At 35.3% G+C, this 20377-nt stretch carries 22 protein-coding genes; 18 read left to right on the top strand and 4 right to left on the bottom strand.

Annotation, left to right across the window (positions count from 1 at the left end; translation table 11 throughout):
* Positions 1–40 precede the first annotated feature (40 nt).
* The 9 genes from M900_RS04780 to M900_RS04815 all read left to right on the top strand — a co-directional run bounded on the left by M900_RS04780 (position 41) and on the right by M900_RS04815 (position 8987).
* Positions 41–1132, top strand: a complete 1092-nt coding sequence (locus tag M900_RS04780) for a hypothetical protein (protein ID WP_021273603.1) — start codon at positions 41–43, stop codon at positions 1130–1132.
* 124 nt (positions 1133–1256) lie between these two features.
* Positions 1257–3446 carry a thiamine pyrophosphate-dependent enzyme gene (locus M900_RS04785; protein ID WP_021273716.1) on the top strand — a complete coding sequence of 730 codons (2190 nt, stop codon included), beginning with the start codon at positions 1257–1259 and terminating at the stop codon, positions 3444–3446.
* 69 nt (positions 3447–3515) lie between these two features.
* Positions 3516–4454 (top strand): substrate-binding domain-containing protein, encoded by a 939-nt coding sequence (locus tag M900_RS04790; RefSeq protein WP_084703466.1) that lies wholly within the window; start codon positions 3516–3518, stop codon positions 4452–4454.
* Positions 4455–4621: 167 nt separating this feature from the next.
* Positions 4622–5179 carry a hypothetical protein gene (locus M900_RS04795; protein ID WP_198295943.1) on the top strand — a complete coding sequence of 186 codons (558 nt, stop codon included), beginning with the start codon at positions 4622–4624 and terminating at the stop codon, positions 5177–5179.
* Complete coding sequence (locus M900_RS04800) at positions 5176–6582, top strand: methyl-accepting chemotaxis protein (protein WP_021273705.1); 1407 nt, start codon at positions 5176–5178, stop codon at positions 6580–6582. Before M900_RS04795 ends, M900_RS04800 begins: the two co-directional genes overlap by 4 nt.
* A gap of 272 nt (positions 6583–6854) precedes the next feature.
* Positions 6855–7259 (top strand): hypothetical protein, encoded by a 405-nt coding sequence (locus M900_RS04805; RefSeq protein WP_034731358.1) that lies wholly within the window; start codon positions 6855–6857, stop codon positions 7257–7259.
* Between the two features lie 122 nt (positions 7260–7381).
* Positions 7382–7504 carry a hypothetical protein gene (locus M900_RS17955; protein ID WP_255344719.1) on the top strand — a complete coding sequence of 41 codons (123 nt, stop codon included), beginning with the start codon at positions 7382–7384 and terminating at the stop codon, positions 7502–7504.
* Between the two features lie 21 nt (positions 7505–7525).
* Entirely contained in the window at positions 7526–8059 is a 534-nt protein-coding gene (locus M900_RS04810; protein WP_021273715.1) for a hypothetical protein, read from the top strand.
* A 10-nt stretch (positions 8060–8069) separates the two neighbouring features.
* A complete protein-coding gene (locus M900_RS04815; protein ID WP_021273624.1) occupies positions 8070–8987 on the top strand; it encodes a LysR family transcriptional regulator in 918 nt (305 codons plus the stop codon).
* A gap of 2 nt (positions 8988–8989) precedes the next feature.
* Here the strand turns inward: M900_RS04815 and M900_RS04820 are convergent, their stop codons facing one another.
* Positions 8990–9577 (bottom strand): START domain-containing protein, encoded by a 588-nt coding sequence (locus tag M900_RS04820; protein WP_021273670.1) that lies wholly within the window; start codon positions 9575–9577, stop codon positions 8990–8992.
* Positions 9578–9625: 48 nt separating this feature from the next.
* Here M900_RS04820 and ung point away from each other — a divergent pair, with 48 nt between their 5' ends.
* Positions 9626–10291 (top strand): uracil-DNA glycosylase, encoded by a 666-nt coding sequence (ung, locus tag M900_RS04825; protein ID WP_021273590.1) that lies wholly within the window; start codon positions 9626–9628, stop codon positions 10289–10291.
* On the opposite strand, the gene M900_RS04830 is transcribed toward ung, so the two are convergent.
* On the bottom strand, positions 10281–11189 hold the full coding sequence (locus M900_RS04830; RefSeq protein WP_157680545.1) for a ComEC/Rec2 family competence protein: 909 nt from the start codon (positions 11187–11189) through the stop codon (positions 10281–10283). The genes ung and M900_RS04830 overlap by 11 nt on opposite strands.
* 119 nt (positions 11190–11308) lie before the next feature.
* Between M900_RS04830 and nadC the strand changes: the two genes are divergently transcribed.
* Genes nadC through M900_RS04845 form a run of 3 tightly spaced genes read left to right on the top strand, consistent with a single transcriptional unit; the run spans position 11309 to position 14426 of the window.
* A complete protein-coding gene (nadC, locus tag M900_RS04835) occupies positions 11309–12163 on the top strand; it encodes a carboxylating nicotinate-nucleotide diphosphorylase (RefSeq protein WP_021273704.1) in 855 nt (284 codons plus the stop codon).
* 11 nt (positions 12164–12174) lie between these two features.
* Complete coding sequence (nadB, locus tag M900_RS04840; RefSeq protein WP_021273684.1) at positions 12175–13740, top strand: L-aspartate oxidase; 1566 nt, start codon at positions 12175–12177, stop codon at positions 13738–13740.
* Entirely contained in the window at positions 13740–14426 is a 687-nt protein-coding gene (locus tag M900_RS04845; protein WP_157680546.1) for a glycosyltransferase, read from the top strand. Before nadB ends, M900_RS04845 begins: the two co-directional genes overlap by 1 nt.
* Positions 14427–14674: 248 nt before the next feature.
* Here the strand turns inward: M900_RS04845 and M900_RS04850 are convergent, their stop codons facing one another.
* The gene (locus M900_RS04850) at positions 14675–15196 is read right to left on the bottom strand and encodes a pentapeptide repeat-containing protein (RefSeq protein WP_021273652.1); all 522 of its coding nucleotides are present in this window, start codon (positions 15194–15196) and stop codon (positions 14675–14677) included.
* Positions 15197–15417: 221 nt separating this feature from the next.
* Between M900_RS04850 and M900_RS04855 the strand changes: the two genes are divergently transcribed.
* From M900_RS04855 to M900_RS04875, 5 genes are read left to right on the top strand one after another with little or no spacing between them, the layout of a single operon-like run.
* Entirely contained in the window at positions 15418–16110 is a 693-nt protein-coding gene (locus tag M900_RS04855) for a helix-turn-helix transcriptional regulator (RefSeq protein ID WP_021273718.1), read from the top strand.
* Positions 16107–16889, top strand: coding sequence for a hypothetical protein (locus M900_RS04860; RefSeq protein ID WP_034731361.1), 783 nt, complete (start codon positions 16107–16109; stop codon positions 16887–16889). Before M900_RS04855 ends, M900_RS04860 begins: the two co-directional genes overlap by 4 nt.
* A 13-nt stretch (positions 16890–16902) precedes the next feature.
* Positions 16903–17931, top strand: a complete 1029-nt coding sequence (locus tag M900_RS04865; protein ID WP_021273653.1) for an A/G-specific adenine glycosylase — start codon at positions 16903–16905, stop codon at positions 17929–17931.
* The gene (locus tag M900_RS04870; protein WP_021273768.1) at positions 17918–18433 is read left to right on the top strand and encodes a hypothetical protein; all 516 of its coding nucleotides are present in this window, start codon (positions 17918–17920) and stop codon (positions 18431–18433) included. The genes M900_RS04865 and M900_RS04870 overlap by 14 nt, the downstream gene beginning before the upstream one ends.
* Before the next feature lie 41 nt (positions 18434–18474).
* On the top strand, positions 18475–19347 hold the full coding sequence (locus tag M900_RS04875; RefSeq protein ID WP_021273627.1) for a glycerophosphodiester phosphodiesterase family protein: 873 nt from the start codon (positions 18475–18477) through the stop codon (positions 19345–19347).
* On the opposite strand, the gene M900_RS04880 is transcribed toward M900_RS04875, so the two are convergent.
* The gene (locus M900_RS04880; protein ID WP_021273721.1) at positions 19340–20362 is read right to left on the bottom strand and encodes a hypothetical protein; all 1023 of its coding nucleotides are present in this window, start codon (positions 20360–20362) and stop codon (positions 19340–19342) included. The genes M900_RS04875 and M900_RS04880 overlap by 8 nt on opposite strands.
* Between the last annotated feature and the right edge of the window lie 15 nt (positions 20363–20377).

A 20377-nucleotide genomic window follows, 5' to 3' on the forward strand; every position in this document is an offset into this window, starting at 1 on the left:
AAATCTATCAATTGTTGCACTGGGACAATATAATAGAAGGGTGAAGTTTAAACTGATAATCACATTCCTAGCCGTTCTCAATGCCTTCGCTATCGATTTTGAAGATGCTGTTTTTCCTGAACTTGCAACCTCGTCACGTGCATTGGCCATGGGAAATGCTTTCATTTCAAAAGTCGATGATGCCTCGTCTGTTTACTATAATCCAGCAGGGCTAGGCACTGTTCGTTATAGACATTTACACCTCTCGAATTTTCAATTCGAAACAAATAAAGGCTGGCTAAGTTCCGCAGCTGGTGGGAAGGCAACAGATGTGGCCACTAAATTTCCTAAAGCATTCTCCCTAGATGGGACGAGAGAACTTCTTAACAAGAATAAGGGTGAAATATCTCATTCTCGTTTTCACTTTCTTCCAAATTTTACTACACGATATTTTTCAATGGGGTATCTTTTTTCATTTCAACAGCGTGCGTACACAGGTAAAGAAGCTGGAGCAAAGTTTGAATATGCTCAGCGAAGAGATCATGGTCCTTATGTTGCCCTAAATCTTTCATTAGGTGGAGGAATATTTAAACTAGGTGCATCTGCTACTTATTTAAGTCGAAAAGAAATTGTCGGTGAGGCTGATGCTGCGGCTACTCTGACTCTTGAAGATGGGGACTATCAATACGGAAAAGCTTTTATAATTACAACTGGGGCAAAGCTGACGCTCCCGGTAGCTTTTCTTCCAACGTTCTCAGTTGTTTCCCATAATACAGGTGAACAACAATTTGGATTCAAGCGTGGAGCAGGTTTGCCTGATAAAATTAAAAACTCAATTGATGCCGGTTTTTCAATAACACCACAAGTAGGTAATGCTATTCGTATCCATATGGAAGTGAATATGAAAGATGTCACTAATCTTTATAAAGATGTTTCATCAACAAGAAAAATTCTTGCTGGGATGGAGTTTGATTTTGCGAGAGTTTTCTTTATTCGCTTTGGTTATGGTGATGGATTTGGTTCTGCAGGCCTTGGGGTGAAGTCGAGAAGTCTCGAGTTTGACCTCACAACATATGCTGTTGATACGACTTCGAACGAATTTCGTGGAAAAGAAGACCGCCGTTTCGCTATAGGTTTCTCTACAGGTTTCTAATCAAAAATAGTCATTGATATCATCTTGTAATAACAACGTGTTATAAATTGTTACGTTGCATCGCATCTCCACGGATAACTTAATAGTTGGTAGACTGACTCACTAAATTAATAAGGAAGAGACCATGTTAGATAAGACAAAGGATAAGCCTGTGGCAAAGTTAAAATTATCGGCAAAAGATATTGAAAAGAAAGTTAAGATCGCTAAGAAGTATAAGCTTTCAAATGATGATTTAAAGTCACTTCTTAGAAACGTTTTTGTTTCTAGAAAACTTGATGATGCAGAAATTTCGATGAAGAAGCAATCAAAAGCATTCTTCCAGATTTCTGGTGCTGGACACGAAGGTGTTCTTTCAGCTGCTGCAAAGGTTTTAAAGCCAAAGCATGACTGGTTTATTCCATACTATCGTGACAGAGCTCTTTGTACTGGTCTTGGTGTAACACCATACGAGATGTTATGTCAGGCAAATGGTAACACTGGAGATACTGCATCTCATGGTCGTCAAATGCCAGCACACTGGGGAAATGTAAAACTTAATATTATAACGAAGTCTTCATGTACGGGAACACAGTTCCTACAAGCATGTGGTGTTGCTGAAGCTGGTTTATTTTTAAAGAAACTAGAAAAAGAGCACGGTACAGATATTTCTAACTTCTTAGTAAACGATCAAGAAATCGTATATACATCATGTGGTGATGGAACTACTTCACAAGGAGAGTTCTGGGAAGCGATGACAACTGCATGTGTAAATAAGTTTCCAGTTCTTTTCCATGTTGAAGATAACGGTTACGCAATTTCTACTCCAACATATGTTCAAACTCCTGGTGGTTCTATCTCTAAAGCAATGGATGAATTTCCTGGCCTTAAGATTTTTGAGTGTGATGGAAATTGTCCAATTGAAAGTTATGAAGCTTTCTTTGAAGCTGCAAAATATATCAGAGCAGGTAAAGGACCAGCACTTGTTCACTCTCACGTGACAAGACCATATTCTCACTCTCTTTCAGATGATCAGGGGATGTATAGAACTCTTGAAGATCTTGCAGAGGAAAAAGAAATCGACGTTTTCAATTCATACCCAAAGACTCTAATTGCGATGAAAGTCATGAAAGAAGCAGAAGTAAAAGCTCTTCTTGATGAAGTTTCTGCAGAAGTTAGAGAAGCAATGAATAAGGCGATTGAGACTCCATGGCCAAAGCCGGAGTCAGCAATGGATCACCTTTACTCTGAAGATGTAGATATCACTTCAAGTCAATTTGACGTTCCTGGAACTTTCGAAGGAAAAGATGACGTTCCTATGGCGTCAACAATCAATGGTGTTCTAAGATCTGAGTTTGCAAAAAATCCATTCCTAATGATGTTTGGAGAAGACGTTGCAGACTTTACTGAATTACATAAACTAAATGATCCAAACCTAAAAGGTAAGGGTGGTGTATTTAAAGTTTCTTCAGGTGTTCAAAGAGCATCGAAAGAAGGACAAGTATTCAACTCACCACTAGCTGAGGCAAATATTATTGGACGTGCAATTGGTATGTCGATTAGAGGGCTGAAGCCAGTTGTTGAAATTCAATTCTTTGATTATATCTGGACTGCTTATATGCAACTTAAAAACGAGATGGCAACAACTCGTTACCGTTCAGGTGGAGACTTCAAGTGTCCAATGGTTGTCAGAGTTCCAATTGGTGGTTACCTAAGAGGTGGAGCAATGTACCACTCTCAATGTGGTGAATCTCTATTCACTCACATTCCAGGAATTAGAGTTGCTTATCCATCAAACGCAGCAGATGCAGCTGGTCTTTTAAGAACAGCAATCAATGCTGATGATCCAGTTATGTTCCTTGAGCATAAGCACCTTTACTACCAAGGTTATAATAGAACAGCTGATCCAGGTGAAGAGTATATGATTCCATTTGGAAAAGCTCGTATAGCAAGAGCTGGTGCTGATGTGACTGTTGTTGCATGGGGAGCACTTGTTCAAAAATCAATTGATGCTGCAAAAAAGATCGAAGAAGAAACTGGTAAGACAATCGAAGTAATTGACCTTCGTACGCTTGCTCCATTTGATATGAATGCGATTAAAGATTCATTGGCAAAAACAAATAGACTTTTAATTTGTCATGAAGAAACTAAGACTTCTGGATTTGCTGGAGAAATTGCAGCTCGAGTTAATGAAGAGTGTTTTGAAGATCTTGATGCTCCAATTTTAAGAGTGGCCGCTAAAGATTGCCATGTTGCTTACTGTCCAACATCGGAAGACTATCTTCTTCCACAAGTAAGTGATGTTTACGAAGCTCTTCAAAAATTAATTAATTACTAATTATGTGAGCGTCTAGTTCTCTAGACGCTTTTGTCTAGACGTATTTTGTTGATAATGCAATAATGAATTATGTTTAGATTATTGCTTATAAAGTTATATTTGGTTCTTGTTTTTGGTAGCAGTCTAGCCTTCGCCAAGAATATTCTTGTCTACCCATATCTGTCAGGTCATGAATTTTGGGATCTCGTTAAATCAGAGTTTGTTAAAGTAAATCAAGAATTAGGCTTGGACTATGAAGCTTTTGATTCAAAAAATAATCGCTTTAATTATCATCGCAAGGTTCTAGAAGTATTGAGAAGCTCTAAGAAGGGAGATTCTCTTTACGTGATCTGTCAGGGTGATTCCTTTCTCTCTATTGCAAAGGAAGCGATTGATAAAGAGATAAAGCTCGTTGTTTTCAATACAAAAATAGAAGATGAGTTAAGAGATAGAATTTATAATTTACCGAACGCCAGTAAGTATATTTTCTCTTTTTATCCAGATGATTATCATGCTGCAAGGTTACTTATTGAACAAATGGTCAGAATGTCTAATAAAAGAGAACTCAAATTACTCGTTATCAATGGTAAAAAGAATTCTAGCGTTGCAGATCTTAGAGAGCAAGCAGTATTGGATTATGTAAGAAAGAATGAAAATATCAAACTACTTCAAGTGGCACCAGGCCTATGGGACAAGGAAGTGGCAAACGATATTTTTCTGATAGCTCAGAGCCGTTATAGAGATATTGATATGGTTTGGACTGCGAGCGACTTAATGGCGCTTGGAGTGTTGGAAGCGGCGGAGAAGCTAAAAATTTCAGATAAGCTTATCATTGGTGGAATAGATTGGACTTCTTCATTTTTAAAGAAGTTCTCCTCTTCGAACAAGTTGATTTCAGTTGGGGGACATTACAAGGAAATTGGAGATGTCATAAGAACAATCAATCTATATAATCTTAAAAAAATATCAGCTGAAGAAGTTAGAAATAAAAAAATTTTCAAAAAATTTGACTTCAAGAAATCAAATTAGCGCTTTCAAATATCTTGTATAAATTTTATCTAAAATTGTGTCATTTATTCTAACGAGTAAAATGGTCAGTTTTATCAAATGTTAAATTTAAAAATCATTAATAGGTGAATCTATAATGCCGATAGGTTAACATGATGAAATATCTAAAAAAATATTATCATTTGATAATGGCTACGTGGTTACTTGTAATTATAGTTGTTATGTCGTTTATGAGCTCGTGGCATAATCTTAATTTTGCTGAGAAGAAGATCACTAACAGAGCAAATAAATTTGATAAGCAAGCATATTATCAATTAGTGCACTTTCTAGGTGGAGAGTGTCAGTGTTCTGAATATGTAGTTGAGTATCTTGTAAGAAGAAGGCCCACGCCAAATACCTTTGAAAAGGTTGTGATCTATGAAGATCGAAAGAACTTTAAGTCAAAACTTGAAGCTAGTGGGTATCGAGTTGAGTTGCAAACCTATGAAGATTTAGAAAAAGAAGATAGCCCTAGTGGTATTCCCTTACTTGTAATTGCTAATCCAAGTGGCGGCGTTCTTTATGAAGGAGGTTACTCAAATAAGTTAATTAATCCTTTCACAGAATTTCAAGATCTCGTAAAGTTAGAAGAAGTGAAAAAAATAAAAAGAGAAATTGCCTCAATGCCTGCTTATGGTTGTGCAGTTTCTGAAAAGTATAAGAAATGGATTGATCCTTTAAGTTTAAAATATGGAGAAGTTAGATGAATAGCTTTGAAAGTGAATATAATTCAAAACTAGCAAAGATGTCGCTTTGGGTACTTGTTGCGCATATTCCTGTGTTTATTGCGACTGCACTATTTTTCAAAACAGAGCTTACAATCGCTGTTGGCTTTTCGTTATTTATTATTGCTGGTTCGTTTTTTAGTTATCTCTTCAAAAGAGATAGTGAGATTACAAAAGTTATTAATGGTATCTGCTTTATGGCATTCAGTGCAATTTTAATTCATCTTGGTCGGGGGATGATCGAAATGCACTTCCATATTTTTTGTTTTTTAACACTAGTGTCAATCTTTGGAAGTTGGAAAGCCGTTTTAGCATCACTATTAACTATTGCTATTCATCATATAGGATTCTTCTTTATTCTTCCTAAGAGTTTATTTAATTATGATGCAAGTTTTTATATCGTTCTTCTCCACGCTGCATTTGCGATTCTCAATGCTGGTTTTTCCTATGTTATTTGTCAGAAGATTGCACATATGGTTAAAACTCAAGGAGAGACATTTATTGAACTTAGTAAAGTGAGTAATGAAAATTCTAATACTAGTAATGAACTCGAGCGCTCTGCCCAAGATCTATCAGAAGGTTCAATGAGACAAGCGTCTGGTATTCAAGAAACAGTGTCAACACTTGATGAGATTACAGCAATGGTGGATACAACATTTGATCAAATGAAGATGACTGAAGATAAATCATCAAAGAATAGAAATCTAGCGCAAGACGGAAGTCAGATTTTGTCGATGGTCACTACTTCGATGGATGAAATTAAACACGGCAACAATAATCTTGATAGTCGTTTAAAAAAGAACTCTGAAGAAATGGGACAGATTATTGAAGTCATAAAAAATATATCTGAGAAGACAAAAATTATTAACGATATCGTTTTTCAAACCAAGCTCTTGTCTTTTAATGCATCTGTTGAAGCTGCACGTGCTGGCGAGCATGGCAAAGGATTCTCTGTTGTTGCAGAGGAAATCGGTAATCTTGCAAAGATAAGTGGAGATGCCGCACTTGAGGTCGAGGCCATAGTGAGTGAGAGTGTCGAGATCGTTAATAAAGTAATTGGGAGTACAATTAAAGATACGATGGTGATTATTGAAAGTTCTACTTCGAATATCACTAGAGGTAATGAGTTTACGGAGAGATTGAATAAAATTTTTGCTGAGATATTAACTTCTGCTGATGAAATGAAAAATGCAGTAACTGAGGCAACGGTGGCGCTAAACGAACAGAAAAATGGTGTATCCAATATTAGAGATGCAATGACAGATCTCAATGATCTAACACAAATTAATCAACAAAAATCTCAAGAAATAAAAAATATTTCAGAAAATCTTGCAGATCGTGCCTCGCATATGAGTGAGATGGTTAAGAAGCTTTCTGCGAAGTAAGATACTTTAGACTCTGAAGCAATTCTTAAGAACGATGTCTAGGACATCGTTTATATTCTTCCGTAATTGTAAAAATTACACTAACTTTTCAAACTAAAATCTATGATAACTAATCAAAATCGCAAGGTTATATTATTGCCTTATAGATGTGATAATAAATAACAATTAGCTAGCGAAACTGTTCTCCATTATAAATGTTTTAGATTAAGGATTGATTGTAAAACTTGAATGGGGAGATGAAAGGGTATATCGAACCATTATTGGAGAAGAATATGAAGTTATTTGTGCTTGGATTTATGTTGTCGGTTAGTTTTAGTACTTTTGGGATGGAGAAAATAATTGGTTGCGAAAATGATAAAATTGCAATCTATAAAGAATGCTCTTTAGAGGGGCAATTCCCACAAAAGTACGTTTGTAGATATGTAGGTGTGATGAATCTAGATGATATTTCTAGAGCCTTAGATGGACAGAGAGATTTGGATTTAAGTGCTTTAGATGGTTATGGTAATTTTCGATTCATTGGAAACGGAAATAAGATTTCTCATGGAGAGATTGTTGAGAAAGAAGCATTCTCTGGAGAATTATTTATTCGATTGTATAAATATTCAACACGTGGATCGAGAGTGTTAAGTTTTGAGAAAAAAGTTCAAAACTGCGAGAGCTTAGGTGTTTATTAAACTGGGAAAGCATATGAAAAAAATATTGGCTTTGGTGGCGATCATGATCGCTGCCATTAATAACACACAAGCTGGCTGAAGCCTCTGTTCTTGTTGAGATTACTATTAAAGTTAATAATCAGATGATTGTACGATCTTATAACGAACCATTTAATGGAAATTTACCTAACTTGAATAAGATGAGTGTTTTGGATAAGAAGAATGAGAGAAAACTTGATATTACAATCCCAGTAATGAAAAACTAATTTAGAAAAATGGAGAGTGAGATGAATAAAATAGTATTAATATTATTGATGAGTGTATTAAACATAACCATAGTAAAGGCTGAGTGCTCGTTTTCTGACGCATATGAAGTAATTACTACAGAAAAAAATGTTACTCTTGATGAGAGTGCTGAGGATGTTTATATAGCACTGAATACGAATGAAGAGAATTTTTATTTGGGACCTTTTAGAACTGGGCTAACTAAAATAGATAATGGAACAACTTGCATAAAATATAAAAAAACTGCATTTGATGCTGATTCTCAAGTTCAATCTCAAGGTTTTGGAGACTTTCAGTACGAGTGTAAAATAAAGATTGAAAGCAAATTGGAGTCGGAAGAATTGATTGTGGATTTAGATGAAGTGCCTGGAATTCGACGAGATAGTAATATCGTTGGAAGTACTTTTGAAGGAGATAATTATGGAGAGAAAAAATATTCATGTCAAAATTTGCATTGCTCAATTAAAATTATGTGGCATTCTAGTAGCTCTATTATAAAAAGTGTGGGCAAGCCAGATTGCCACATTTTGTTGTGAAGAATGGGCCATGAATATTTTATCAAAAGATTTAAATTTATTAGTTCTCATAAAGATTTTGAATGAAGAGAAAAATCTTACAAGAGCGGCTAAAAAAATGGGGATTAGTCAACCAGCGCTGAGTGGAAAATTAAACAGGCTTCGTGATGAATTTGATGATCCTCTTTTTGTTAAATCTCAAAGTGGTGTAACCCCAACTCCGAAAGCACTTGATCTTGCTTCAAGGATTGATAGTGTTATCCGAATTATTGATGACTTTTACTTTAAGTCTAATGATATTGACCTTAAAGCCAAAACAGACATTATCACACTATTTACTACTGAGTATGTTGATTTTCTACTCTTGCCAAAGCTCTTAGCTAAAGTTGATGAAGTTGCTCCTAACATCAAACTTAGAACATTCAATACGTCGATTGGCCTTCCTGAAAAGGAATTAGTGAATGGTGAATGTGATATTGCTATTGCGGGTTATTTTGTAAAAGAGAATGGTAATTTCTATCAGCAGAATTTGAGAACAGATAAGTTTGTCGCTTTATACGATAAATGTAATAAAAATGTTAAGGGTGATTTATCTCTAGAAAATTATCTTAGAAGCTCACATATATTGACAACTTTCTCTGGTGATTTCGATGGAATTGTTGATGTTGAATTAAGAAAAGCTAATAAAGTACGTAAAGTAGTTGCTGGAACAACTAGCTTTCTTGTCCCTCAAGAAATAATCTCTAAGTCAAATTATATTCTTTCTTGTCTTGAGCCGCTTGCCGACAAAAGCATTCATACAAACTCAAATTTAGTTAAATCTGACCTTCCATTTTCGGTAAAAAGAGTAAGTATTAAACAGTTCTGGCATGAAAGAACTCATTATGATCCTTTGAGAATATGGTTAAGAAAAGAAATCTTCAATATTCTAAGTGTAGATGATAAATAATCTTAGATAGAGTGCAAATACTTTCTAAGCCCTTGAATGAATCTCAAGGGCCACTTCTTTTGGATGAGATTCATCAACCATACTGGCATCCAACCCTTCATATCCCCATGAAATTCGAATTCAATATTAGTCTGATTCTCACTGATCTTTTTTATCTTTAAATTTAGATAGTCAACATCTGCTTGTATGTGTCCATTATCTTTAAAGTCATTGTCTATTGAATGAGCAAGAATGAGATATTCATTTGCAGACAGTTTCTTTAGTTGTCCCTCAAGTAGAAATTCTCTATCTGTTGCAGGCCATGGAGTTTGATAGTACTCTGAAAAGATATAGTGATCATCATTAATTTTCTGATGTGTTTTAACAGATTTAAGTTTTGGAGACCATTTGTTCTTGTTAGAAAAATCTTTTAAAACTTTGAGGACATCGTAGATATTTGCTTCAATTAATCCGCTCGCCTTAAAGGGCATTATCGAGTCTTTTGCTTCTTTCGTGTAAATAGCAATCCCATCTTCAGTCGTGAGGTAATTCCAGTCAGATTGAGCGATAGTGAGTTGCGAGTATGCTAATAGTAATAGGATAATTTTCATGCTAAAAATATAGCATACAAAATAAATTTAATGTCATTGAATTGTAGAATGAAAAAATTATTAAAAAAGACACAATGGTTCCAATATTTAAAAGAAGAAACAGAGAAAGAATACTTTACTCAGCTTGAAGCATTTGTGGCGACAAAACGAAAACAAGGTGAAGTATATCCAAGAGAATCTGATGTTTTTAAAGCCTTAGAGCTAACAAATGTGCAAGATGTTAAAGTAGTCATTCTTGGACAAGATCCCTACCATGGCGAAGGACAGGCCCATGGTCTATCTTTTTCAGTACCTAATAGTGTTAAGATTCCACCCTCCCTTATAAATATCTATAAAGAATTAAATACTGATCTGGGAGTTGAGATTTCTAAAAGTGGGAATTTAGAGAGATGGGCAAGACAAGGCGTTTTATTACTTAACAATACGCTGACTGTAGATAAGGCAAGTGCTGGTTCCCACCAAAAGAAAGGATGGGAAAATTTTACGAAGCGTGTTATCGAAGTTGTAAACGAGAGATGTGATCATGTTGTATTTATATTGTGGGGCTCGCCTGCTCAGAAGAAGGCTTCATTTGTGGATGAGAGTAAGCACCTTGTCATTAAAAGCGTACATCCTTCACCTTTATCATCATATCGTGGCTTCTTTGGCAGTAAGCCATTTAGCCAAGCGAATACTTTCTTGGTGAATAATGGAAAAGCTCCAATCAATTGGTAAATGTTAAAAAACTTAAAGCGAAGAAAAAAAGAAAGTTCTTTCTGTTAATAAGAATTGCAGAAATTACAAATGGTAATGTCACTTGGAAGTATGGAGTGACTTTACTCAAGAAGTAGGATGCCTCTAGGAGCTTCTCGAGAAATAAGAGAATATATTCACTGTAATTTATAATATCAAGAAAGAAGATATTGAAACAGAGTAATGGATAAAGAAAAGAAAAAATCATGGTGTAGAAAGGTGAAAGAATAAGGTTCAAAATAGAAACCTCATTCCCAAAAATATATGCCATTATTATTTGGCCAATGAAGAGATTGAAGACGATAAAGAATTTACTCGATCCACGAAGATAGAAAATCCCGATAAATAAAATACTCATGAGAAAGCTTACGTTGGAAAACCGAAACGTACCGAAGAGAATATCGAAACAGAGAAAGCATAAAAGAATCTCGAGACGTGAAAATTTACGATCCAAAAATATATCATTTGATACTTTGAGTGAGCGTAGAAGCGCGACGCGCTTAAAAGCATAAAACCCAGGAAGAAAAGTATGAATAGCGACACCAATCAAGATTTCAAGATAGGAGAGATATCTATTATTATATTTTCTCTTTAAGAAAATTAGGAGAAAGAGAAGACAACTATAATGTAGACCAGAAGGTGTCATGAGGTGGTAAAGACCCATGACCTTTAATTTGTCTTTCTTTTCTGGGGAGAGACCATACTTATTTCCAAGTACAAATGATTGGTAGAGATGGGCACGGTCCTTTGATGAAAAAGACTTAAACTTTTCTTTTTTAAGACTTAGTTTTAAAGAATAGGTTTTCTGATTTTTTTTGTTGTAATTTAAGGGACTTAAGAGGAGTAGGAAAATACTAAAGAGAAAAATGGATTTAGCCATGGCCATGTATGTCAATTATTGGTCTTAAAAACAGCAAAAAAAGACTAAGTATCTAATTTTATTTCTAAAGCGAAAGTGGTAGAAAAACCTATATCGAATAAAATGCACGGAGTGTCAAAATGAGTAATACGCTTTTCAGTGAAGCCGTAAGACCACTAATAAAAACATACTTTGAAGAAGATGATCTTGGTAGAAATCTTATCTATGTCAATTCTCTTCCAATGGATGAAGTTGATTGCACTTTGAAGTTAAAAGATGACTTGATGGTTGCGGGCCTTCCATTCTTTGTCGAAGTATTTAATTATTTATCTCCTGGTATTTTAAATTACGATAGCTTCAAAGAGTTTGAAGGTAGAGTATTTAAGAAAAGTGATAAGGCCGAGATTAAATTTAAACTACCATTCGCTGTTGCCTTAACAGGTGAAAGAATTGCACTCAATCTACTACAGCAAGCTTCAAGTATTGCTACTTATACTAATAAGTATGTTGAGAAGGTGAAGGGATCTACGATCTCAATCCTTGATACGAGAAAAACAACTCCAGGGCATCGCTCTCTTGAGAAGTATGCTGTTGTTACAGGTGGTGGAAACAATCATCGTCTTGGACAGGCTGATATGTGGATGGTGAAAGACAATCACAAGAGTTTCTTTGGTGGTGTTAAAGAGGCGGTCGACTTTTTCAAGCAGATGAAAGGCTTTTATACTCCAATTGAAGTTGAAGTTCATGACCTTAAGGAATTTGATGAAGTGATTGAGCTTGGAGTAAGACACTTGATGCTTGATAATTTCTCTCCTGATCAAGTTCGCCAAGCAATTGCTAAAAAACCGGCAGGAGTTACGATTGAAGTTTCTGGCGGAATAAGACTCGATACAATTGGTGGCTATATTATCGAAGGTGTTGATGCTATCAGTGTGGGTGCTTTAACTAATGGTGCCCCAAATGTTGATATCTCTTTAAAATATTACAAAAACTAAGTTGGATAAAAATGACGACATATAATTTTGATGTTCTTGTTATTGGTAGTGGTGTTGCAGGATTGGCTTCAGCTTGTAAGTTAGCTGAGTCTGGAATGCTTGTTGGTGTTGTAACAAGAGAAAAAGATCCACAAATCTCAAATACATTTTGGGCCCAAGGTGGAATTATTTATCCAAACCCAGATGATTCAACTTTAAAATCAGATATTGAAAAAGCTTCAAGCTTTACCTCAAACGGTGAAGCGATTGATGTTTTGAAAAAACATGGTAAGAGAATTATTGATGAACTTTTGATTAATAAAGCTCAGACATCATTTGAAAAAAATGAGGCCGGAGAGTTACTCTATACTCGAGAAGCTGCTCATACGATTGATCGCATTCTTTACAAGGGAGATTTCACTGGAAAAGAAATTCAGGTGAGTCTTCTTAATTATTTAAAGGATAAGAAGAGATTTCCTAATGTAAAATTTCTTCAAGCTCATACGGCAATCGACTTACTTACTCCACAACACCATGGGGTCTCAATTAAGCAGCGTTATGAGGAAAATAAAGTTGTCGGAGCCTATCTCTTCAATCAGGAGACTAGTGAAGTTTGTAAGGCCCTTTCAAAAATGACTATTCTAGCAACAGGTGGAATAGGTGGACTCTATCTTCACCATTCCAACTCAGAAGGGGCGAGGGGAGATGGTCAGGCCATGGCAAGAAGAGCTGGGGCTTCAATAATTGATATGGAATTTATCCAGTTTCATCCAACAACTCTGTATGATAGTTCTGGACATAGACGCTTCTTAATTTCCGAAGCACTACGTGGTGAAGGTGGAATTCTCGTGAATTCAAAAGGTGTGCGCTTTATGAGTAAATATCACCCAGATGAAGAACTTGCTCCTCGTGATGTTGTAGCCCGTGCAATTGCAGAAGAAATCATTGATACACTTCATGAGTGTGTTTACTTAGATATTTCACATAAAGATCCAGAATGGATTAAAACAAGATTCCCTACAATTTACGAGCACTGCTTAACGAAGGGGATTGATATGACGAAGGCTCCTATTCCTGTTGTTCCAGCCGCTCACTATACTTGTGGTGGTGTGAAAATTGATATGGATGGAAAGACTGATCTTACAAACCTCTTCGCTGTTGGAGAGGTCGCTTGTTCTGGATTACATGGAGCGAATCGCCTCGCTTCAACAAGCTTAGTAGAGGGCTTAACTTGGGGCTATATTGCAGCCGAAAAAATCCTCGAAGAAATAGCTGATGTTTCAGAATATGAATCTCGAAAAATTAGAGACTGGGAAGATGGAAGTGAGGATATTGATAAAGCTCTTGTCCATCAGGATCTTATGACATTAAAACAAACTATGTGGAACTATGTAGGACTTACTCGTACATCAAATCGTTTAAAAAGAGCTCAAGCAATGTTTCGAGAGTTAAACGATGAAATAGGAAAATTCTATAAAAAGTGTAAGCTTACCGATAGTCTTATTGGTTTAAGAAATTCAGTTGAAGTGGGTTCAATTGTTCTTCAGTCATCTTTAAGAAATAAAGAGTCTGTAGGTTGCTTTTACAGAAAAAATTAATGATTAAAATAAACGACAGTATCACAATTATTGTACCAGCTAAAAATGAAGAGGATAATATCGAGAGAGTCCTCTTACTGCTCGCAGAGGTTTCAAATTGGTGGAATGATTTTAAAGTGATTGCTGTTGATGATGGAAGTAGCGATCAAACAAATCAGAAAATTGCAGAATTTCAAAGGCAAAATAATCTCTCTCTAACTCTGATTCGAAATGAGAAGTCTAAGAATCTTGGCGGTGCTTTTAAGCAGTGTCTTCCTCTAGTGGATTCTACCTATATTATGGTTGTACAAGGACAGGGCGATTTTACGCTTGAAAACTTTAAGGCAATTTTTAGTCATGTTAATATGAATAAGGACATGATTATTCCTTATCAATTAAATTTTATGGAAAGACCATTTCATAGACGTTTATTTTCTTCGATCTTTACGAAGATTCTTAATATCAAACACAACCTGAGACTTTATTACTTTAATCATTCTGTCTTAATGAAAACAAATGATGTTAAAGAGATTGAGATTACATCAGACTCGTATGGGTATCAGGCAGAAATTCTTATAAAACTTTTAAAGAAAGAGAAATCTTATCTAGAGGTTGGAGTTCGTGATAATTTTGAACATAAGAAAAAAACAAATGCTTTTAAGTTAGGCAATATTATAGGTGTAATCAAGTTTATCATTTCCATTTAATTCCTTCGCCCAGCATTCAAAAGCTACAAAGTGTGAAATTACGAAAAGTACCGTTATCCTTAAAATCATAAAATCTCCTTGAGAAAAGTGCCTGGGGTCAGTTTCCTGACCCCGGTTAGGTAGGCTGAAGATTAAATATTTAAAGAGATCCGTTTCTCTAAATAAGTTTGAAAAGAGAGTCTCTGGCCTTGAGTTGCTTTTGGCATATTATCCATGAGACATAAAGAGGCCTAATATGTTACCAACTGTTATGCGGTCTTTAAAAAATTGAGAAGAGAAGTTCCCCACTGAGTTTTTTCCTGAACTTCCATAGAAACTTTATTCTCTTCTTGGTAAAGGGCTTCCTCCCAATCCATTTCTAAATTTGGGAGTAAACAATTTGTTAACTTGTTTAGTCCTTTAAGTTGCAACGTGTTTGTCTTTTGACACATCTTCGAGTGATTAAAATCGTTGCTCTTTATAGTGCTAAAATCCCAGTTGCAATTTTCAAATTCTACAGAATTGAAATTGCAATTAACAATGTGCGAGAATTCGAACTTGCAATCAATAAATTTACAGTCAATAAAGATGCAATTCTCTAATCTCGTAGCAAAGAACACACAAGACTCAAAGGTAACGCCGGTAAATGTAGTGAGTGAGAAGAGAGAACCCGACACTGTTAACTCCTTTAAATCACGAGCTTTTATCACTTCATTTTCGATTACCTCATACTGGGCCTTGTCGATTTCTGCTTTAAAAACTGGTTCAAGAAATTGAGTTAAAGTAGTCATGCGTTTCCCCCTGAGTCCTGCATGTTTTTGTTGCCCTTCCGAGCTTGAAACAAGAATATAATATCTGACTCATTGCGTCAAGCAAAAAAATTGCATCAAGAAATTATTTTTCGATCCGATAGGAATATCAGGTACTAAGACTTGCAATGTGAAATTGCACATTAAGTAAAATCAGTCAGTTGCATATTTCAGAGTGAAATTGCAAAGACCAGGAGACAAAAATGTCAGAGTTTAATAGAGATAAATTCGATGATTTTCTAGGGATCGTTAGAAAATATATGCAGGTAAGAGGCCCAATGTCTCAAAAAGACCTAGCAGAGAAGACAAGAATTGGTGTTTCTACGCTTTCACGCTTCATGAGTATGAAGACTGCTGATATTAATCCTCAAATTGTCGCTAAGGTTGTCGCAATACTCGATATTCCACTTCATGAAATGATAGATTTTGTCGAAGAGCACTATACAGAACGGTTTGTGAGGCTTTTAAAGTTTTACCAGGCTGACAAGGAAAATGACTACGGCCTAAAAGACGCCGAGGAACAAGAAGAAGAAAAACAAGCAGGTGGAGGAACACCAGAAGAATTTGTAGAAAGAAGACAACAACCTCCTCCAGCTGGACCGCAGAATGATAGTTTTGAGGATGCTGTTGTCGATGTATTGAGTTCTGGTACAGCACAAAGAAATGCAAATGCAAAAGTTCAAATTGGATCAAAGACTAGAACGATTCCATTTGCGCCAGACCAAGCAGCAAGAAACTCTGAGATGAGTGTCAGAGAAAGATTACAAGCACTCACTCCGAGACAAAAAGCTTATGTATCAGATTTTTTAAGTCTTGATATTGAAGCAAGAGATTTAATCGTTGATCTAGGTAATGATTTATTTCGTTACTTCAGGCAGAAGGGTATGATTCATTGAGATATTTTTTAAGTATCCTACTTTCACTGAATATCTTAGCGGCACCAAAGAGTGTTGAAGTCATCTTTTTGTCTCCTTCCAAAACAAAGAAAGAGGCACCTAGTACAACTAACTTCTTATTTGAATCAAAGACGTCACCTAAAGTCGCGATCAATATGGATAACTGTCAACCAATGGAGGGAGGCTGTTTCCACCCACAGTTGGGTTTTGTTGAAGATGAGAAAGATTTTAAGAAGAAAGCTGAAGAAAAAAAAATAGACGTAAAATTAAAAACGATTAATTCTCTCGATACAAATATGATTGATTGCAAGGAAGGAAATTTCTTTGATATTTTTTGTGGAAAAGCAAAACCAATCACAAAGAGAGAAGATGTCGACATGGAAATCTGGATCGATACAAGTTCTAGCTTGAGAAACTTTGATTGGGATGGAGATCCGATGCATTGTAAACGTAGAAGCTTTGTCGAAAGGCTTCGAAATAGTTGTGCACTTGAAGTAAAAGTTTTTGATACGTCAATAAAGCAAATGGGGGACTTATCAAGCCTCTGTGTAACCTATGGACTTAATGATCAAAAAAGATTTATACGCTGGATTGAAGAGTCCACGGTCGATCGTTTAATTATTGTAACTGATATCGATGAGGCGAGCACGATGGTTAGAGATTATCTCTTTAAAATTGGTGGTAAACTTCACGGTGCTGATTACGGGGACTTCGACGGAGAGCGCCTCGTTAATTATGTTTCGACTCTTGAAACATCTTGCCAAAAAAAGAAGAAATAGATAAATCTAATTCATGTATTCAAATCTAATTAAATGGTCGAAAGAGAATTATAGTCATCTTCCTTGGAGAACAAAGAGATCTCTGTATGGAACACTTGTTTCTGAAATTATGCTTCAACAAACAACAGTGCAAACAGTTCTCAATCATTTTGATCGTTTCTTAAAAGAGTATCCAACAATTAAAAAACTAGCAGCTGCCTCAGAGGAAGAAGTTTGTATTTCTTGGAAAGGTTTAGGTTATTACAGAAGAGCTCGCAATCTAAGAAAGGCAGCAATCGATATCGTTGAAAATTTCTCTGCAAAAATTCCTGTTGATTACGATCAACTTACTTCGATATCTGGAATAGGGGACTACACAGCAAGTGCAATTATTGCAATTGGCAATAATGATCCTGCAATTGCAATTGATGCAAATCTAGAAAGAGTTCTTGCGAGAATTTATGGAATCAAAGAAAAGAAGGGGCCCGCTTTAAATAAGAAATTGAAGAACCTCTTTGTTGAGAAGATTCAGTTTGAAAAAGTTGATTGGACAGAATTTAATGAAGCATTGATGGATCTAGGCAGAACTTTTTGTCAGGCGAGAAAAGCTTCATGTGATATTTGTCCAATGAACAAAAACTGTGTTGCCTATAAAAGTAAAAATCCTCTTGAGTACCCAGAGCTTCAAGAGTCTAAAGTAAAAAAATACTTTGAACTCGATCTTGTGCGTTTTTTTGTTCAAAAAAATGGTCAGATCCTTGGCTATGTAAAAGGTGAGCAAGAATGGTTAAGTGGGCAAGTCGAACTTCCGACTTTTGTTTTAAATTCTGAAGATGGTTCTCTAGCTCAATATCCAAATTTAAAGTCGAAAATTGCTCTCGATGAAAAAAGGCTGATTAAAACATCAATTACAAAATATAAAATTAAAAATTATATTGTTGAATGCAGTCATTCTGACTTTCAGAAAATTTCAAAAGATAAAAAGTTTCAATTTTATAAGAATGAAAAGACAAGCAATTTCGCCACATCAGCTACGAAGGTGATGAAGTATGTCGCAAAATAAGCTTCTTCAAGAAGTCATAAAATATCACCAATTCTATAAAACAAATTATTCAAATAAATTTAGAATTTCTCTAGAAGAGAAAATTCTGGAAAGTAATTGTGTTGGCTACATAAGAGATTTCTATGAAAGAAATGGAATCGTTCTTCCTGTGCGTGCATGTGAAATCTTTGAAAACTTGAAAGAAAGTTCTAATTTTCTAAAAATTAATTCTTTAGATGAGCTTCTACCAGGTGATCTAATACTTTGGCGAAAGACACTTGTGCCTTCTAGTGGTGATAGTGGGCATATCTGTATATTTAAAGAACTTATTAGTAAAAATCGTATATCGGTCTATGACATCGCAAAAGATCCTCATGATAATGATACTCGCTCTGAGTCAGGACTAGGTTTTGGAGAAATTGAAATTCTTCTTGATGATTCTTGTCATCCTTGTGGATTTAAATGGCTTGGCGATAGTAAGAAAACTAAGTTTACAGAAATCTTGCTAGTTCGTTATAAATAGTTATTCTTGACTCCTTAAAATTAAGTTCATATTGTTTATGAATGAATAAATACTCATTTATAATTATTGTCCTACTTTGTTTAAATAATATTGCCAGTGCAACAATTCAAGTTTCACATAAAGGGGTTTGGAGAGATTTTGTATTTCCGCAGAACTCATCCTATTCAATTCAGGGTGCTGTCGAAAACGGATTTGAAGGTGTAGAGTTTGATGTTTTTATGACTAGAGATAAAGTATTTATCCTCGCTCATGATGATAGCCTTTTGAAGGTTACTAACTGTAGAGGGAAAATTTCAGAGAGTTTTTATAAAGAAATTCAAAATTGTATCGTAAAAAAAAGTACACTTCTGCCAATTACTAAAATCCTTTTAAAGAAGGTCAAGAATCCCAAAAGATTAACACGACTGGATGAAGTCCTTGAGAAATTATCTTCTGCTGCGCCTTTGAAGCTTGTTTGGATTGATCTGAAACAGCAAAATATTGCAGTAGTTGAACCATTAGTAGAAACGATCAGTACTTATGCTTCAGAAGCATTAAAGGATAGTATTGTCATTAATAACGGTAGTACAAATGTTTTACGAAAGTTTAAGAATATTTTTCCAGACGTAAGATATAGCCTTGAAGGAAAGTGGGGGAGTGAGCCACTCGTCGATACTAGTTTTATAAAAAATGCTGGAGTCACACATGATATTATTTCATTAAATGTAGGTTTTCGATTAGGAGATGAGTCGCCTTTGAAAATCATTGGAAAGAAGAAAAGATTTTTGCGGAGATTAGAAAGACTAATAACGAATGCAAAAATTCATAATATCCCAGTCATCGGATGGACGGTTAATAAGAAAGAAAAATTAAAAGATCTTTTAAATTATGATCTGGACTTTCTCTTAACAGACAGAGTGAAGCCAATTAATTAGTTGAGCACTGGTACAGTGATTTCAGTGTTGTTGATTCGATCTCTGGAACTTTGCCCTTGTATTGATAGAGATTTTTTGTAATACCAATTGGGGTTCCATCTTTTTTTGCAAATAGTTTCCAGTTACCAATGAAGTTTACTGCTTGAAAATCAAATTGGCCTAAGTCTAGTCTTGTAGCAGAATAATATTTATTAGAATCAATCGTAATTTTAAGGTCATGTTTTGTAGAGACAATACTCGAAGGAATAAAGACTTTTACATCTTGAATATCATTAGCACTCATGGCCGGTAGAATGGCAAGAACTTTCGAATTAACTTTTACTGCCACACTCTCGACATCAACATCAGAAGTTCTAGTTATCTTAACTTCATATACAGACGTTTCTTGCTCGCACATTCTATTTTCACTAAACAGAGAGAGGATACTTGGAGTTGAGTAGATGAAACCATCCTTTTTTCTGTTTTTTTTGTAAATACCAAGTGATTTTGCTGAGTTTTTTATTGATTGGCGAAGACCTTTTCTCGCGTCAATTTTCTTATCAAAAGAATGAGTAATTAAATTAGGGTTTGAGTTGTAGTCACCATTTTCTTTAAATGTTTGAAGAAGTGACTTGGCATTACAGCCAATTAACCCAAGATATCTCATATTTGGATGGACGCTTCTAAAAAGATCTTTAACATCATTTCCAAAGTAGTCGACAACGGCAGCATCATTCGTGATTCCATTTGCTAGCTGGGACTCTGCTTTTGCATGAGAAACCCAAAAAAGAGCAATGTTATCTGGGTTGTGAAGTTCTTCCCATAGTGTCTGCTGGTCAACTTTTTCTTTGATTATGATTTCATAACCCGACTTCTTAAAACTTTTGTGAAAGATTTTTTCGAGGGAATCTTCTATTTTCCAGTCTTTACTGTGGTACCAAATTTTTGGAGTTTCGACCGAAGAAAGTAAAACAACTCTAGCCGCAAAAACGTTCAACGAGAGTAGGAAAAATAGAAGTATAGATATAAATTTCATACACACAATATAACA

It is taken from the genome of Bacteriovorax sp. Seq25_V (assembly GCF_000447795.1).
Lineage (GTDB): Bacteria > Bdellovibrionota > Bacteriovoracia > Bacteriovoracales > Bacteriovoracaceae > Halobacteriovorax_A.

Excerpts from the sequence above, each read along its gene's own strand:
- M900_RS04855 (WP_021273718.1), top strand. The coding sequence starts at position 15,418 with ATGTCAGAGTTTAATAGAGATAAATTCGATGATTTTCTAGGGATCGTT.
- M900_RS04880 (WP_021273721.1), bottom strand. The coding sequence starts at position 20,362 with ATGAAATTTATATCTATACTTCTATTTTTCCTACTCTCGTTGAACGTT.
- nadB (WP_021273684.1), top strand. The coding sequence starts at position 12,175 with ATGACGACATATAATTTTGATGTTCTTGTTATTGGTAGTGGTGTTGCA.
- ung (WP_021273590.1), top strand. The coding sequence starts at position 9,626 with ATGAAAAAATTATTAAAAAAGACACAATGGTTCCAATATTTAAAAGAA.
- M900_RS04875 (WP_021273627.1), top strand. The coding sequence starts at position 18,475 with ATGAATAAATACTCATTTATAATTATTGTCCTACTTTGTTTAAATAAT.
- M900_RS04865 (WP_021273653.1), top strand. The coding sequence starts at position 16,903 with ATGTATTCAAATCTAATTAAATGGTCGAAAGAGAATTATAGTCATCTT.
- nadC (WP_021273704.1), top strand. The coding sequence starts at position 11,309 with ATGAGTAATACGCTTTTCAGTGAAGCCGTAAGACCACTAATAAAAACA.
- M900_RS04790 (WP_084703466.1), top strand. The coding sequence starts at position 3,516 with ATGTTTAGATTATTGCTTATAAAGTTATATTTGGTTCTTGTTTTTGGT.
- M900_RS04785 (WP_021273716.1), top strand. The coding sequence starts at position 1,257 with ATGTTAGATAAGACAAAGGATAAGCCTGTGGCAAAGTTAAAATTATCG.
- M900_RS04870 (WP_021273768.1), top strand. The coding sequence starts at position 17,918 with ATGTCGCAAAATAAGCTTCTTCAAGAAGTCATAAAATATCACCAATTC.
- M900_RS04850 (WP_021273652.1), bottom strand. The coding sequence starts at position 15,196 with ATGACTACTTTAACTCAATTTCTTGAACCAGTTTTTAAAGCAGAAATC.
- M900_RS04845 (WP_157680546.1), top strand. The coding sequence starts at position 13,740 with ATGATTAAAATAAACGACAGTATCACAATTATTGTACCAGCTAAAAAT.
- M900_RS04810 (WP_021273715.1), top strand. The coding sequence starts at position 7,526 with ATGAATAAAATAGTATTAATATTATTGATGAGTGTATTAAACATAACC.
- M900_RS04815 (WP_021273624.1), top strand. The coding sequence starts at position 8,070 with ATGAATATTTTATCAAAAGATTTAAATTTATTAGTTCTCATAAAGATT.
- M900_RS04820 (WP_021273670.1), bottom strand. The coding sequence starts at position 9,577 with ATGAAAATTATCCTATTACTATTAGCATACTCGCAACTCACTATCGCT.
- M900_RS04805 (WP_034731358.1), top strand. The coding sequence starts at position 6,855 with ATGAAGTTATTTGTGCTTGGATTTATGTTGTCGGTTAGTTTTAGTACT.
- M900_RS04830 (WP_157680545.1), bottom strand. The coding sequence starts at position 11,189 with ATGGCTAAATCCATTTTTCTCTTTAGTATTTTCCTACTCCTCTTAAGT.
- M900_RS04795 (WP_198295943.1), top strand. The coding sequence starts at position 4,622 with ATGGCTACGTGGTTACTTGTAATTATAGTTGTTATGTCGTTTATGAGC.
- M900_RS17955 (WP_255344719.1), top strand. The coding sequence starts at position 7,382 with ATGATTGTACGATCTTATAACGAACCATTTAATGGAAATTTACCTAAC.
- M900_RS04800 (WP_021273705.1), top strand. The coding sequence starts at position 5,176 with ATGAATAGCTTTGAAAGTGAATATAATTCAAAACTAGCAAAGATGTCG.